The sequence below is a fragment of the Brevundimonas fontaquae genome, assembly GCF_017086445.1.
Lineage (GTDB): Bacteria > Pseudomonadota > Alphaproteobacteria > Caulobacterales > Caulobacteraceae > Brevundimonas > Brevundimonas fontaquae.
On the sequence record NZ_CP070968.1, the window covers coordinates 1,578,973 to 1,590,909 of the forward strand.

At 68.4% G+C, this 11,937-nt stretch carries 12 protein-coding genes; 9 read left to right on the forward strand and 3 right to left on the reverse strand.

Translation table 11 applies throughout. The features are described 5' to 3' along the window. Window positions 1–6: 6 nt before the first annotated feature. From JX001_RS07730 to JX001_RS16420, 3 genes are read left to right on the forward strand one after another with little or no spacing between them, the layout of a single operon-like run. Window positions 7–3,228 (forward strand): efflux RND transporter permease subunit, encoded by a 3,222-nt coding sequence (locus JX001_RS07730; protein ID WP_205682979.1) that lies wholly within the window; start codon window positions 7–9, stop codon window positions 3,226–3,228. Continuing rightward, window positions 3,228–3,830 (forward strand): cation efflux transmembrane domain-containing protein, encoded by a 603-nt coding sequence (locus JX001_RS07735; protein ID WP_205682980.1) that lies wholly within the window; start codon window positions 3,228–3,230, stop codon window positions 3,828–3,830. The genes JX001_RS07730 and JX001_RS07735 overlap by 1 nt, the downstream gene beginning before the upstream one ends. Next, a complete protein-coding gene (locus JX001_RS16420) occupies window positions 3,827–5,230 on the forward strand; it encodes a cation diffusion facilitator family transporter (RefSeq protein WP_286670244.1) in 1,404 nt (467 codons plus the stop codon). Before JX001_RS07735 ends, JX001_RS16420 begins: the two co-directional genes overlap by 4 nt. 233 nt (window positions 5,231–5,463) lie before the next feature. Here the strand turns inward: JX001_RS16420 and JX001_RS07750 are convergent, their stop codons facing one another. Continuing rightward, the gene (locus tag JX001_RS07750; RefSeq protein ID WP_205682981.1) at window positions 5,464–6,414 is read right to left on the reverse strand and encodes a hypothetical protein; all 951 of its coding nucleotides are present in this window, start codon (window positions 6,412–6,414) and stop codon (window positions 5,464–5,466) included. A 13-nt stretch (window positions 6,415–6,427) separates the two neighbouring features. Between JX001_RS07750 and JX001_RS07755 the strand changes: the two genes are divergently transcribed. The 4 genes from JX001_RS07755 to JX001_RS07770 all read left to right on the forward strand — a co-directional run bounded on the left by JX001_RS07755 (window position 6,428) and on the right by JX001_RS07770 (window position 9,724). Then, window positions 6,428–7,204 (forward strand): hypothetical protein, encoded by a 777-nt coding sequence (locus JX001_RS07755; RefSeq protein WP_205682982.1) that lies wholly within the window; start codon window positions 6,428–6,430, stop codon window positions 7,202–7,204. A 75-nt stretch (window positions 7,205–7,279) separates the two neighbouring features. Next, window positions 7,280–7,873 carry a DUF6088 family protein gene (locus JX001_RS07760; protein WP_205682983.1) on the forward strand — a complete coding sequence of 198 codons (594 nt, stop codon included), beginning with the start codon at window positions 7,280–7,282 and terminating at the stop codon, window positions 7,871–7,873. After that, complete coding sequence (locus JX001_RS07765; RefSeq protein WP_205682984.1) at window positions 7,866–8,879, forward strand: nucleotidyl transferase AbiEii/AbiGii toxin family protein; 1,014 nt, start codon at window positions 7,866–7,868, stop codon at window positions 8,877–8,879. The genes JX001_RS07760 and JX001_RS07765 overlap by 8 nt, the downstream gene beginning before the upstream one ends. Before the next feature lie 2 nt (window positions 8,880–8,881). After that, window positions 8,882–9,724 carry a hypothetical protein gene (locus JX001_RS07770; RefSeq protein ID WP_205682985.1) on the forward strand — a complete coding sequence of 281 codons (843 nt, stop codon included), beginning with the start codon at window positions 8,882–8,884 and terminating at the stop codon, window positions 9,722–9,724. Window positions 9,725–9,733: 9 nt separating this feature from the next. Here the strand turns inward: JX001_RS07770 and JX001_RS07775 are convergent, their stop codons facing one another. Together JX001_RS07775 and JX001_RS07780 are read right to left on the reverse strand one after the other, a co-directional pair. Further along, entirely contained in the window at window positions 9,734–10,336 is a 603-nt protein-coding gene (locus JX001_RS07775; RefSeq protein ID WP_205682986.1) for an LPD7 domain-containing protein, read from the reverse strand. Then, window positions 10,333–11,076 (reverse strand): type IV secretory system conjugative DNA transfer family protein, encoded by a 744-nt coding sequence (locus tag JX001_RS07780; RefSeq protein ID WP_241004799.1) that lies wholly within the window; start codon window positions 11,074–11,076, stop codon window positions 10,333–10,335. Before JX001_RS07780 ends, JX001_RS07775 begins: the two co-directional genes overlap by 4 nt. On the opposite strand from JX001_RS07780, the gene JX001_RS07785 reads away from it, so the two are divergent. Together JX001_RS07785 and JX001_RS07790 are read left to right on the forward strand one after the other, a co-directional pair. Continuing rightward, window positions 11,075–11,629 carry a lytic transglycosylase domain-containing protein gene (locus JX001_RS07785; RefSeq protein WP_205682988.1) on the forward strand — a complete coding sequence of 185 codons (555 nt, stop codon included), beginning with the start codon at window positions 11,075–11,077 and terminating at the stop codon, window positions 11,627–11,629. The genes JX001_RS07780 and JX001_RS07785 overlap by 2 nt on opposite strands. A 1-nt stretch (window position 11,630) precedes the next feature. Continuing rightward, a complete protein-coding gene (locus JX001_RS07790) occupies window positions 11,631–11,930 on the forward strand; it encodes a TrbC/VirB2 family protein (protein WP_066624959.1) in 300 nt (99 codons plus the stop codon). Window positions 11,931–11,937 lie beyond the last annotated feature (7 nt).

Below are 11,937 nucleotides of genomic sequence, written 5' to 3' on the forward strand. Positions count from 1 at the left end.
GCGCGCATGTTCAAATTCATCATCGAGCTGTCGGTCAAATTCCGATGGTTCATCGTCCTGGCCACGGCGCTCGTCGCGGCGTACGGGCTTCTCGAACTGACACGGCTGCCGATCGACGCCGTGCCGGACATCACCAATCGCCAGGTTCAGGTGACCACCGTCGCCCCGGCCCTGGCCCCCGAGCAGATCGAACGGCAGGTCACCTATCCGATCGAGACCGCCATGGCCGGCATTCCGGGTCTGACCTCCACACGATCGCTGAGCCGCAACGGCTTCAGCCAGGTGACCGTCATCTTCACCGACCAGACGGACATCTACTTCGCCCGTCAGCAGGTGGCCGAGCGACTGGCGCAGGCGCGCGAGACGATGCCCGAAGGCGTCGAACCGGCGCTGGCGCCCATCACCACCGGCCTTGGCGAGGTGCTGATGTGGACGGTCGATTACAAGCCGTTCAACAGCGCCAATCTGGCCAAGCCGGGTCAGACCGGCTGGCAGGCCGGTGGCGTCTATCTGACGCCGGAAGGCGATCTCCTCGCCACCCCGCAACAGCGCGCCACCTATCTGCGCACCATACAGGACTGGATCATCGCTCCGCAGATGCGGACGGCGCCCGGCCTGGCCGGCGTCGACACCGTCGGCGGCTATGTGAAGGAATACGCGGTTCGTCCGGACACGGCGCGTCTGTCGGCCTACGGTCTCGGGATGGGCGACCTCATCCAGGCGCTCGACCGGGCCAACACCCAGGCCGGGGCCGGCTATGTGCAACGTGCGGGCGAGGCCCTGACCGTTCGCACGGACGCCCTGGCGTCAACCGTCGAGGACCTCGCCCAGGCGCCTGTTGTCAATCGAAACGGCCTCGTGGTCCGCGTCGCCGACGTCGCCACCGTCGAGGTCGGCCAGGCGCCGCGTCTGGGCGGCGCCAGCCGCGACGGACACGAAGCGGTCTTGGGGACCGCCCTGATGATCGCGGGCGGCAACAGCCGCACCGTGGCCCAGGCCGCCGGAGACCGGCTCGAGGAGGTGCAGAAGACCCTGCCCCCCGGCATCGAGGCGGTGACGGTGCTGGACCGGAGCGCCCTGGTGAACTCCACCATCGCCACGGTGGCGCGCAATCTGACCGAAGGCGCGCTGCTGGTCATCGTCGTGCTCTTCCTGCTGCTCGGCAACATCCGGGCGGCGAGCATCACGGCGTTGATGATCCCGATCAGCTTCCTGTTCGCCGTCATCGGGATGAACCGGTTCGGCATCAGCGGCAATCTGATGAGCCTCGGCGCGCTGGACTTCGGTCTGCTCGTCGACGGCGCCGTGGTTGTGGTCGAGAACACCCTGCTGATGCTCAGCCAGAAGCGGGCGGAGGCCGGGCGCATGCTGACCCGGCACGAGCGTCTGGGCGTCGCCGCAGCGGCGGCGCGCCAGATGGTCAAGCCGGCCGCCTTCGGTCAGCTGATCATCCTGCTGGTCTTCACCCCCCTGCTGATGCTGGAAGGCGTCGAGGGCAAGACCTTCATCCCGATGGGCGCGACGGTCATGCTCGCCCTGGTCGGCGCCTTCATCTTCTCCTTCACCTTCGTGCCGGCGATGACGGCGCTCCTGGTGCGGGATCCCAAGACGGTCGAGGTCGACGACCACGGCCGCGCCCACGAGCACGAGACCTTCCTGCTGCGCCACGCGCGCCGCTGGATCGCTCCGGCCATCCGCACGGCCGTCGATCGTCCGAAGATCGTCCTGCTCTCCGCGCTCGGCGCCCTCGTCGTCGGCGGCGTCACCTTCACCACCCTCGGCCGGGAGTTCATCCCGACCCTGGACGAGGGCGACATCGCCATGCAGGCGCTGCGGGTTCCGTCGGCGTCGCTCGAGCAGTCGCTCGCCATGCAGATGGCGATCGAGCGGGCGATCAAGGCCCAGCCGGAAGTGGAGACCATGTTCTCGCGGACCGGCACCGCCGAAGCGGCGGTGGATCCCATGCCGCCCAACATCTCCGACAGCGTCATCGTCCTGAAGGACCGCAAGGACTGGCCCAACCCGGGTCTGGAGAAGGAAGAGCTGATCGCTCGCTTCGAGGACGTCGCGTCGCGGCAGATCGGCAACAACTTCGAATTCAGCCAGCCGATCGAATTGCGGTTCAACGAGCTGATCTCCGGGGTGCGGACCGATCTGGCGGTCATGGTATATGGCGACGACTTCGCCACCATGCAGCGGGTCGCCGACCAGGTGGCCAACGCCCTGCGCCAGACGAACGGGGCGGCCGACGTGCGGGTGGAACAGGCGTCCGGCCTGCCGACCCTGACGATCAGCGTGGATCGCTTCGCCGCGGCCAGTTACGGCCTGTCGGCGGCCGACGTCTCCGAAGCCGTGTCCGCCGCCATCGGCGGCGCCGAGGCGGGCCGCATCTTCGAGGGCGACCGGCGCTTCGACGTCGTGGTCCGTCTGCCGGACGCCGCGCGCAATGATCCGGCGGCGCTCGCGGCCTTGCCGATCGTGTCCTCGACCGGCGTGACCGTGCCCCTGTCCTCGGTCGCGCGCATCCAGAGCGCCGAGGGACCGAACCAGATCAGCCGCAACGACGGCAGCCGACGCATGGTGGTCCAGGCCAATGTGCGAGGTCGTGATCTGGGCGGCTTCGTCACCGACGCCCAGAGGTCGGTCGATCAGGTTCAGCTCCCCCCGGGCGTCCGCCTGGACTGGGGCGGCCAGTTCGAAAACCTCAAGCGCGCCGAACAGCGGCTGGGCCTGGTCATCCCGATCGTCTTCGTCCTGATCGGCGTGTTGCTGTTCATGGCGCTGGGCTCCTTCGCCGAGGCCGGTCTGGTGTTCGCCTGCGTGCCGCTCGCCCTGGTGGGCGGGGCGCTGGCGCTGCTCCTGCGCGGCATGCCGTTCTCCGTCTCGGCGGCGGTCGGCTTCATCGCCGTCTCCGGCGTGGCGACGCTCAACGGCCTGGTTCTGATGCAGGCTATCCGCGAGCGGCTCCAGGCGGGCCTGCCCCCCCGCGACGCCGCCATCGAGGGCGCGTCCAGCCGCCTGCGCGCGGTGCTCACCACCGCGATGGTGGCGATCGTCGGATTCATTCCGATGGCCATCGCCCACGGCGCCGGGGCCGAGGTCCAGAAGCCGCTGGCGACCGTGGTCATCGGCGGCCTGATCACCGCCACCGCCCTGACCCTGCTGGTCCTGCCGACCTTCGCGGCGAGGGCGGTGCGTCACCGCAAGGACGAAGGGATCGAGGACTGATGGCCCGGACCCAGGATGACCGTCGGCAGCGCCGGACGCTGCTGACGGTTCTCGGCCTCAACGCCGGCCTGGCGGCGGCGCTCGGAATCGGCGGCGTGTCGGCCGATTCCAGCGCCTTGCTGGCCAATGCGCTGGATAACGCCTCGGACGCGGCGGTCTATCTGATCAGCTTTCTGGCCATCGGGCGGACAGGAGGCTGGAAGCGGGGCGCCGCGAGGGTGTCGGGGGTCATGCTGCTGGTCTTCGCCGCCGGCGTCCTCGTCGATGCCGTGCGCCGCGTGATCACCGGGACCGAGCCGATCGGTCCGACCATGATGGCGCTCGCCCTGGTCGCCGCCGTGGTCAATCTGATCTGCCTGCAGCTCATCCGCCGCCAGCACAGCGGCGACGCCAACATGAAGGCGGCCGAGACCTTCAGCTTCAACGATTTCGCGTCCAACGGCGGCATCCTCGTCGCCGGCGGTCTGGTCCTCTGGCTCGACCAGGCCTGGCCCGACCTCGTCGTCGGCGTTCTCGTCGCGGCGATCGCGATCAAGGGCGGCGTCGAGATTCTCCGCGACGCCAACGCCGCCTCCGACCACCCACAGGAACGCGCTTCATGACCAACCACGACCATTCCAACGGGCACGCTCACGACCACACCGCCGGGGCCAACGCCCGGCAGCTCACCATCGCCCTGGCGCTGACCGGGACCTTCCTGATCGTTGAGGTCATCGGCGGCCTGGTGTTCAACAGCCTCGCCCTGCTGTCGGACGCCGCGCATATGTTCACCGACGCGGCGGCCCTCGCCATCGCGCTGTTGGCGATCAAGATCGGCCAGCGGCCGGCGGATGAGAAACGCACCTTCGGCTACAGGCGGTTCGAGATCCTGGCGGCGGCGTTCAACGCCGTGCTGCTCTTCGTCGTCGCCGGTTACGTCCTCTACGAGGGGATCAAGCGCATTCTGGATCCCGAGCCCGTCGGCTCGATCGGCATGCTGATCGTCGCCGCCGCCGGCCTGGTGATCAATCTGATCTCCATGCGCATCCTGTCGAGCGGCAAGGATCGCAGCCTCAACGTCAAGGGCGCCTATCTCGAGGTCTGGGCGGACATGCTCGGCTCGCTCGGCGTCCTCGTCGCCGCCGTCGTCATCACCGTGACGGACTGGCGCTGGGTCGATCCGATCGTCGCGATCGCCATCGGCCTGTGGGTCCTGCCCCGCACCTGGATCCTGCTGCGCGACACCACCCACATTCTGCTGGAGGGCGCCCCGCGCGGCGTGGCCCTGTCGGACGTGCGGGTCGCCATCCTCAGCCCCGCGAACTTGTGGCGCTCCTCGCTGTTGCTGAAGAAGGTGTTGAGCATCTCGACCAGGTTGCTCTGCTTGGTCGCCACAGGCTGCCGCAGCTCCAGCGACAGGATCAGGCTGACGAGCACCGGGATCTGCAGGGTGTCGAGGTCGCGGGGCTCCATCCATCAGCGCATTCCGTTCCTGAAGGCCTACACCGTCTTCAATGTCGACCAGATCGAAGCCTTGCCAGAGCGCTACGGCGAACCCGAAGTGATCGACATCAATCCGGATGAGAGGATCGCCCGCATCGACGCCTTCTTCAGACACTGCGGCGCCGAGATCCGGCACGGCGGCGGCAGCGCCTACTACGCCCCGGGTCCGGACCATGTGCAGATGCCGCAGTTCGAATGTTTTGAGACGGCGGACGCCTACTACAGCACCCTCGGCCACGAGATGACGCACTGGACGCGCCATCCCAGCCGTCTCGACCGGGACTTCGGCCGCCAGCGCTTCGGCGACTCCGGTTACGCGCGTGAGGAGCTCGTCGCCGAACTGGGGGCCGCCTTCCTCTGCGCGGACCTCGGGCTCGCCCTGGAACCGCGCGAGGACCATTCGGCCTATATCGCCAACTGGCTGCACGTCCTGAAGGACGATGTACGGTTTGTCGTCTCGGCCGCCTCTCATGCGCAGAAGGCCGTCGATCACCTGAAGGCGCTTCAGCCTCCGCCCTGAGGCTGATTACCCGCCCGATTGCGGCGACCCAGAACTTGCCAGAACCGCAATGGACTACGCTGCGGACTCACCGAGTTGGGCCGCAATGGCCTCAGTCAGCGCCGACACCGCGATCACGACGGTTTCCAGAAGAGTACGCCCCTGGATCACTGCCGGGGCTTTCGGATCGGCGGAACACCTCCTCTCGATTTGAACAAGGTCGCAGATGTGCTGCAGCTCGAGTGCGACCACTGCTATGTCGCGTTCGAGGCCTTCCAAGCGCTGATCGGAGAGCAGGTCGAAGCCATCACCAAGTTCGAGACAAAGAACGCTTCCAAAACGAAGGCCGTCTGAATGTTGAACCAAAGATGCCCGACCAGAGTTGGTTCGAAGAAAAGCCAGTCGATCCCTCTCTGCAAAGCATCGGCGGTGACACGCTCGCCGCGAGGTCCTGACGCAAATGCGATCGGGTTGGGATCGCGATCGCCACGGACGCGCGGACTGAAATCGCCTGGCTCGAACCACTCCGTTCGCCATAAGGCTCCGGCGATCCGGAACCCGTCGCCGCCCAAGCCCAACTTCCGTCTGGGGGCGATCCGGCCCTCATGCGTGTCGCGATTGTTCTCGAGGCTGTACCCCTCTTCGGGCCAAGAGAAGCTCGGCGCCTCATCCGCCTCGACAACTCGCTCGTGGTAGCTGGATAGATAGAGTTTCATCGAACGAGCAGCGAGATAGTCGGCGAGAAACTCTGCGCGGATCTCCAGTCGAACCGGGCGATCTTCATCGCGGATGAGGCGTACGACCTCCGCCCAGCCTTCGTCAGGCCGGAACCAGGTGTCGCCATCCCGGCTCAGACGGAGGGCAAGGACCAGATCAGGGTGAAGGTGCCAGACGCCGTCCGCCGCGCCTTCGAGGTCTTGATCTATGACGAGGTTGATCCCCAGCGGCCCGTCGAAGCGATTGTCCAAGTAGACGTCGGCGGGATGGTACTCTCCGTTCCAGACGAAGGCGCGATGAGGCTGGAGGCTCAGGTCGCCCCAGTTCAGACGTGCCGCGCTTTCCTCTTTCCCGGCGTAAACCGCCAAGGTGGCGACACCCGCAAAGCGCTTCGCCGATCTCAGGTCCTCCGGTGCGTCCAGATCAACATCGTGGTTGGCTCTAAGGGGGATCCAAGATTGGCCCGCGACGGCTGGAACGTCGCCCATTTCGAAGTAGGCTTTGCGACACCGCGGCAGCCGGCTGCAGTGGGCCAGCGCAGAAACCGGCGCCGTCGGGGCAGCTGAGGCGCCGCTGCATTTCGGTTTGAATGAGCGAGGCCTCATCAATGTTTTCGCCAAGGATGTCGGTCGCCTTCAGGCGTGGGAACAGCGCATCTGGGCTGCTCACAGCGTGGCTGAAGACGGCGGCGTTTCCGCCGAGCTCTTCCAGGTTCAGATGATGGTGAACCCGGCGGATACAACTGCCCCGGAGCATGCATTGCCAGAAATGCTGGGTGCGTTCGAGGCGACCTTCCGAGATGTGTTCGGAAGCGAAATTCTGCGCCCACATCAGTCAGTCGATGATCTGCTAAGACGATCGCACCGGTTCGCGCGCGCCCTTCGCGACCGGTCGATCGAGGCCGAGGCGACGCCGCGCCGGACGCGGGGCGTGACCCGCAAGGCCGAGCGCATACCGGTGCGCAAGATGCGAGAGCGGTTCGCGGCGGGGCAGGGGCCGTTGCCCGAGGTGCTCGCCGTCGCCTATCGGGCCGCGCTCACGGCGGGCGGCGGCGAAGCGCCCTGGCTGGACGCGCTCCGGACGCGTGAGCTGGCCATCCGGCGGACCCTGGTGGCCGAGGCCCTTCGTTTGTCGCGATCGGAGCAGCCCCGGGACCGCGCCCTCGCCGCTCTGGTGGAACGGTTCGTGCGGGAACGGCCGGCGCCGATGACCCGGGATCAGGCGCTGCGACAGGGACGGGAGGCCCGGCGCGATGCCGGCCGGACGCATGACCGATAGATCGGACATTGCAGCTGGGGTATTGCGTTTGCGAAGTGTCAGAAGTTGACCTATATTTCTGACATAGAGGTTGTGATGCAAACACTCGCCGATCAGATCATGGAACGCGCCTCGACGCTGCCGGAAGGCACGCCGATCGCCGCCAAGGCGTTGCTGCATCTGGGCAGCCGCGCAGCGGTGGACCAGGCCCTGTCGCGGCTGGTGCGCCGGGGCCGGCTGCTGCGCGCCGGCCGCGGCGTCTACATGCGTCCGCTGGAAAGCCGGTTCGGCGCCCGCACGCCCTCGATCGAGAAGGTGGTGCGCGCCGTCAGCGAGCAACGTGGCGAGGTCGTCGCCTCCAACGGGGCGGCGGCGGCCAACGCCCTGGGCCTGACCACCCAGGTGCCGATCCGCATGGTCTATCTGACCAATGGGAAGAGCCGCACCTTCAGCGTCGGCAAACAGACGGTGGAGTTCCAGCACGCGCCCGCATGGCAGTTGCTCCTGGCCGATCGTCCCGCCGGCGAGGCGGTTCGCGCCCTGGCCTGGCTCGGGCCGGAGAAGGCCGGATCGGCGCTCGAAACCCTGAAGCGCAAGCTTGGGCCTTCGGCGTTCGGGGAGCTGGTGTCCGTCGGGCCGCGTCTGCCGACGTGGCTGGCGCGTTCGGTGAGCCAGGCGGCGCATGTCTGACGTCTTCCTGCAGTTGTCCGCCGAGGACCGGATCGAGGCGCTCGCGACGGCGGCGGCCGAGTCGGGCCGTCCCGCGCACCTGCTGGAGAAGGACGTCTGGGTCGTGTGGGCGCTTCGGGCCCTGTTCGAGGCGCCGCTGGGCGAGGCGCTGGTCTTCAAGGGCGGCACCTCCCTGTCCAAGGCCTATGACGTCATCCAGCGCTTCTCCGAAGACATCGACCTGACCTACGACATCCGTCGCCTCCTTCCGGACCTGGCCGACGCGTCCGAAGACCCCGTGCCGGCGACCCGCGCCGAGGAGCGGCGGTGGTCGCGCGACGTTCAGCGGCTGTTGCCGCTCTGGGTCGAGGGCGAGGTCCGGCCGATGCTCGAGGCGCGCCTGACCGCCGACGGCGTCGCCGCCAAGGTGCGGATCGAGCGGGCCAAGGCCTTCGTGGACTACGCCCCGACCAGCACCGGCACGGGCTATGTCTCGCCCAGCGTGATGCTCGAGTTCGGCGCCCGCGCGACCGGCGAGCCGAGCGCGCCGCGTCCGGTGGTCTGCGATGCGGCCGCTCATCTGCCGGGCGTGGCGTTCCCGATCGCCACGCCGCGGGTGATGGCCGCCGAACGAACCTTCTGGGAGAAGGCCACGGCGGCCCATGTCTATTGCGTCCAGGGTCGCCTGCGCGGGGATCGCTTCTCGCGTCACTGGCATGATCTGGCCCGTCTGGACGCCACCGGTTTCGCGGAGACGGCGATCGCCGATCACGCGGTGGCCGAGGCGGTCGCGCGGCACAAGGCAATGTTCTTCCGCGAGACCGCTGACGGGGCGGAGATCGACTACGGTCGGGCGGTCGCCGGCGGTCTTCGGTTGAAGCCGGAAGGCTCGTCCCTGGAGGCCTTGGGCGAGGATTATCGCCGGATGGTCGAGGACGGTCTGCTCGAGGCGGACGCCGAACCGTTCGAGGCCTTGATGGAGACCTGTGCGGATCTCGCCCGGCGCGCCAACTCCGCGGCGGCCTGACCATGACCTATGCCGCCATCGAGCAGGAGGCGATCCTGCTGAAGGCCGTCTGGGACATGATCGACGACATGGTCAATTTCGAGATCTTCCAGTATCCGGTGACCTCCAGGCCGACCAATCTGGTGTTCGAGTCCGGCTCGCACAAACGGGTCTTCGCGATCCTACTGGCGGACTTCCTGGCCCAGCCGAAACCGTCCGCCTTGCCGTTCGCCTTCGCGCCGTCCGGTCAGCCTCCGCGTGAGACCGATCGCACCTATCTCTTCTATCTCGAGGCCATCGGCCGCCAGCCGCAGCTCGGTCCCGACGCCTCGGGACTGGCGGCGTCGGCCTCGGCCTTCGCCGACTGGCTGAACGCCGAGTGCTACTGTCCGTCAGTCTGGCTTTCCGAACTGGATCTGTCCCTGGACCTGCGCGTCTCCCGGATCTGGCTTCTGAAGGTGGTCGGGGACGCCAACAAGCACAACTTCTCGCGGCTGGACGCGCGGGTGAAACAGATCCGCAAGATGCTCGCCCGGCACGGCCATGACGTCGATGAGGGCAGGGTCTATCGCATTCTTCCCGACTTCCAGCACTGGTTCTACAGAGACGTCTTCTCCTATCACGCCAGCACCATCGCGGAGTTCCTGGACCAGATCCGGCGGGCCCTGTTCGACTATCTCTCGCCGGAATACGCCCGGGCCTGGCGGCGCGGCGACCGGTTCGACGGCGACTACAGCTTCGACGTTCCGACGGAGATCCGCGATCCGCTGGCGCTCGGCATGTACTGGGACCTGATGAACCTGAAGCGGGGCGGCCTGGCGTTTCCGGCCTTCACGGTCTCGCCCTACTTGAAGAACCAGTTCTAGACAGAGCCGCTAACGCTGCCGGTCGGGTCCACGCGCCGGTTCCCGCTCGGTCGGGCGGGGTCGGCCCGCGCGCGCCCAGGCGGCCTCGAGCAGGCGCGTCTGGATTGCGGCGTCAGGGACCAAGCGCGCCACGACGATGGCGGCCTTCGCCAAACGCTCGCCGAGCGTGTCGTGCGCCTTCGCGGTTTCGGCGTCTCGCCGGGGCGACGGACGGTCGAGGCCGGCGGCCTGCCGATCCCGCTCGCGCGGTCGATGACCCTGCACCTCGATCCCTAAAGTCTGGGCCTGGATCCAGACCTCGCGGCGGAAGGCCGGATCGCCGGATACCCGAACCTGGTCCCAGCCGCGGTGACGGGCGATCTTGAGCATGTCGATGACCGCGTCCGGATAGGCCTGGCTGGAGACAAGCGACTTGCCACGGTCGCGGAACATGGGCTCGGGCGCGCGATGATCGCGGAAGAAGCGCTCCGGCCGGCCGCGGAGGTCGCGCTCGACCAGATAGCGATCGAGCACCGCCTCCGGCACATCGCCCTTGGCGGTCGAACGCCGCGAGCCGGTCGGGCCCGGCGCGGGACCGAGGCGGTTGGACGGGGCGGCGTCGGACGTCTTCATGGCTCGCGCTCCAGCACGGCCGTGTCGACGACCCGATCCAGCCAGGCGCCGACGGCGCTCTCATCCGCGCCGGGCGGAGGGGGCGGCAGGCCTTCGGCGGCGAAGGCCCGGGCGATGACGTCGAAATCCATCGGATCCTCCTCCAGAACCGGAGGCGAGGTCGGCGCGGCGACCGGCGCCAGGTCGGGGGCGGGCCGCAGCCGGCGCTGGAAGGCGCGCTCCCGGAAGTAGGCGATCTTCCGGCCCCGGACCGGCGGCAGGCCGGCCTTCAACACGATCAGGGCCGCCTGCGGCAACTGCATCAGCTCCTGGGGCAGCATCAGCGCCCGGCGCTGGTCGGAGACGGTCGTGCTGCGGCGGCCCCGGCTCAGTCCCGTCGGTCGGCTGCGGCTGCGGCCGTCCGTCGTATAGGCGCCCAGCCGATCGCTGAGCTCCTGGGCGATCTTGAGCTCTTTCGGCGCAAAGACGATCTCGACCCCGCAGTTGGTCATCACCTCCTCGGCCACGTCCGGGCCGTAGATCGCCCTCAGCTGGGACGGGCTCTGAAGCACCGCGAGCAGCCGCAGACCGTAGCCGGCGACCCAGGCGAAGGCGTGGGCCAGGACCGGCGCGGGCCCGAGACGGGCGAACTCGTCGAGCACGATCAGGGCGGGGCGGTCGGCGGGGCCGGGCAGGGCGCGGCTGTTCAGGTCGACCAGCTGCTGGAAGAGCAGCGCATAGAGCGGCTGGATCCGCAGCATGTTGTCCGGGGTGGCGCCCAGATATGCGGAGAGCCGGTTCAACCCGATCGCGATCGGCGTCAACCGGGGTCCGCGTCCGGCCCGATCGCCTCGGGACGCCGCGGACGCGGCGCGCATCGCCCGCGGCCTGCTGGCGCGGGGCGCGAACCTCGATCTCGGCGTGGCCCAGATCAACAGCGACAATCTGGACTGGCTCGGCCTGTCCGTGGAGGCGGCCTTCGACCCGTGCCGCAACCTCGCCGCCGCCGGCGTCGTCCTGCGCGCGGGCTATCGCCCGGCCGAAGGTGTCGATCGCCAGACGACCCTGAGGGTCGCGCTGTCCCGATACAACACCGGCCATCCGGAGCGCGGCTTCCGCAACGGCTACGTCGCTCGCGTCGAGGCGGCCGCCGCGACCCTCGGCGTCCTGCCGCTCGCCCCTGTTCGAACCCCTGCAGACGACCGGCCCGCACCACCCGCTCCGCCGCTGCCGCCGCCCGCCTGGGACGTTTTCGGGCGGGCCCAGGCCAGCGCCGTCCTCACCTTCACCGCCGCCCCAGACACGGAGTTCTGAGATGACCGCATCCGCGACCGTCCGCAGGGCCGGCGCCGCCGGCGCCATCGCCCTCGCCGCCAGCCTCGTCCTGGTCCAGCCCGCCTTCGCCTCGGCCAATGTCGAAGGCCTTCTGCAGAACGTCGTCGACATGCTCACCGGCAACACGGCCCGGCTTCTGGCCGTGCTGGCGGTCGTGGTCGTCGGCATCCTGTGGATGTTCGGCCTGTTCGACCTGCGGCGGGCGGCGATCGTCGTGCTCGGCATCGTCGTGGTCTTCGGCGCGGCCGAGATCGTCAACCTGATCACTGGCGGTGCGTGATGGAGGC

What these genes read in the sequence shown, in the direction of transcription:
- JX001_RS07730 (WP_205682979.1), top strand. Translation starts at nt 7, where the DNA reads ATGTTCAAATTCATCATCGAGCTGTCGGTCAAATTCCGATGGTTCATC.
- JX001_RS07735 (WP_205682980.1), top strand. Translation starts at nt 3,228, where the DNA reads ATGGCCCGGACCCAGGATGACCGTCGGCAGCGCCGGACGCTGCTGACG.
- JX001_RS16420 (WP_286670244.1), top strand. Translation starts at nt 3,827, where the DNA reads ATGACCAACCACGACCATTCCAACGGGCACGCTCACGACCACACCGCC.
- JX001_RS07750 (WP_205682981.1), bottom strand. Translation starts at nt 6,414, where the DNA reads ATGGGCGACGTTCCAGCCGTCGCGGGCCAATCTTGGATCCCCCTTAGA.
- JX001_RS07760 (WP_205682983.1), top strand. Translation starts at nt 7,280, where the DNA reads ATGCAAACACTCGCCGATCAGATCATGGAACGCGCCTCGACGCTGCCG.
- JX001_RS07765 (WP_205682984.1), top strand. Translation starts at nt 7,866, where the DNA reads ATGTCTGACGTCTTCCTGCAGTTGTCCGCCGAGGACCGGATCGAGGCG.
- JX001_RS07770 (WP_205682985.1), top strand. Translation starts at nt 8,882, where the DNA reads ATGACCTATGCCGCCATCGAGCAGGAGGCGATCCTGCTGAAGGCCGTC.
- JX001_RS07775 (WP_205682986.1), bottom strand. Translation starts at nt 10,336, where the DNA reads ATGAAGACGTCCGACGCCGCCCCGTCCAACCGCCTCGGTCCCGCGCCG.
- JX001_RS07785 (WP_205682988.1), top strand. Translation starts at nt 11,075, where the DNA reads ATGTTGTCCGGGGTGGCGCCCAGATATGCGGAGAGCCGGTTCAACCCG.
- JX001_RS07780 (WP_241004799.1), bottom strand. Translation starts at nt 11,076, where the DNA reads ATGCTGCGGATCCAGCCGCTCTATGCGCTGCTCTTCCAGCAGCTGGTC.
- JX001_RS07790 (WP_066624959.1), top strand. Translation starts at nt 11,631, where the DNA reads ATGACCGCATCCGCGACCGTCCGCAGGGCCGGCGCCGCCGGCGCCATC.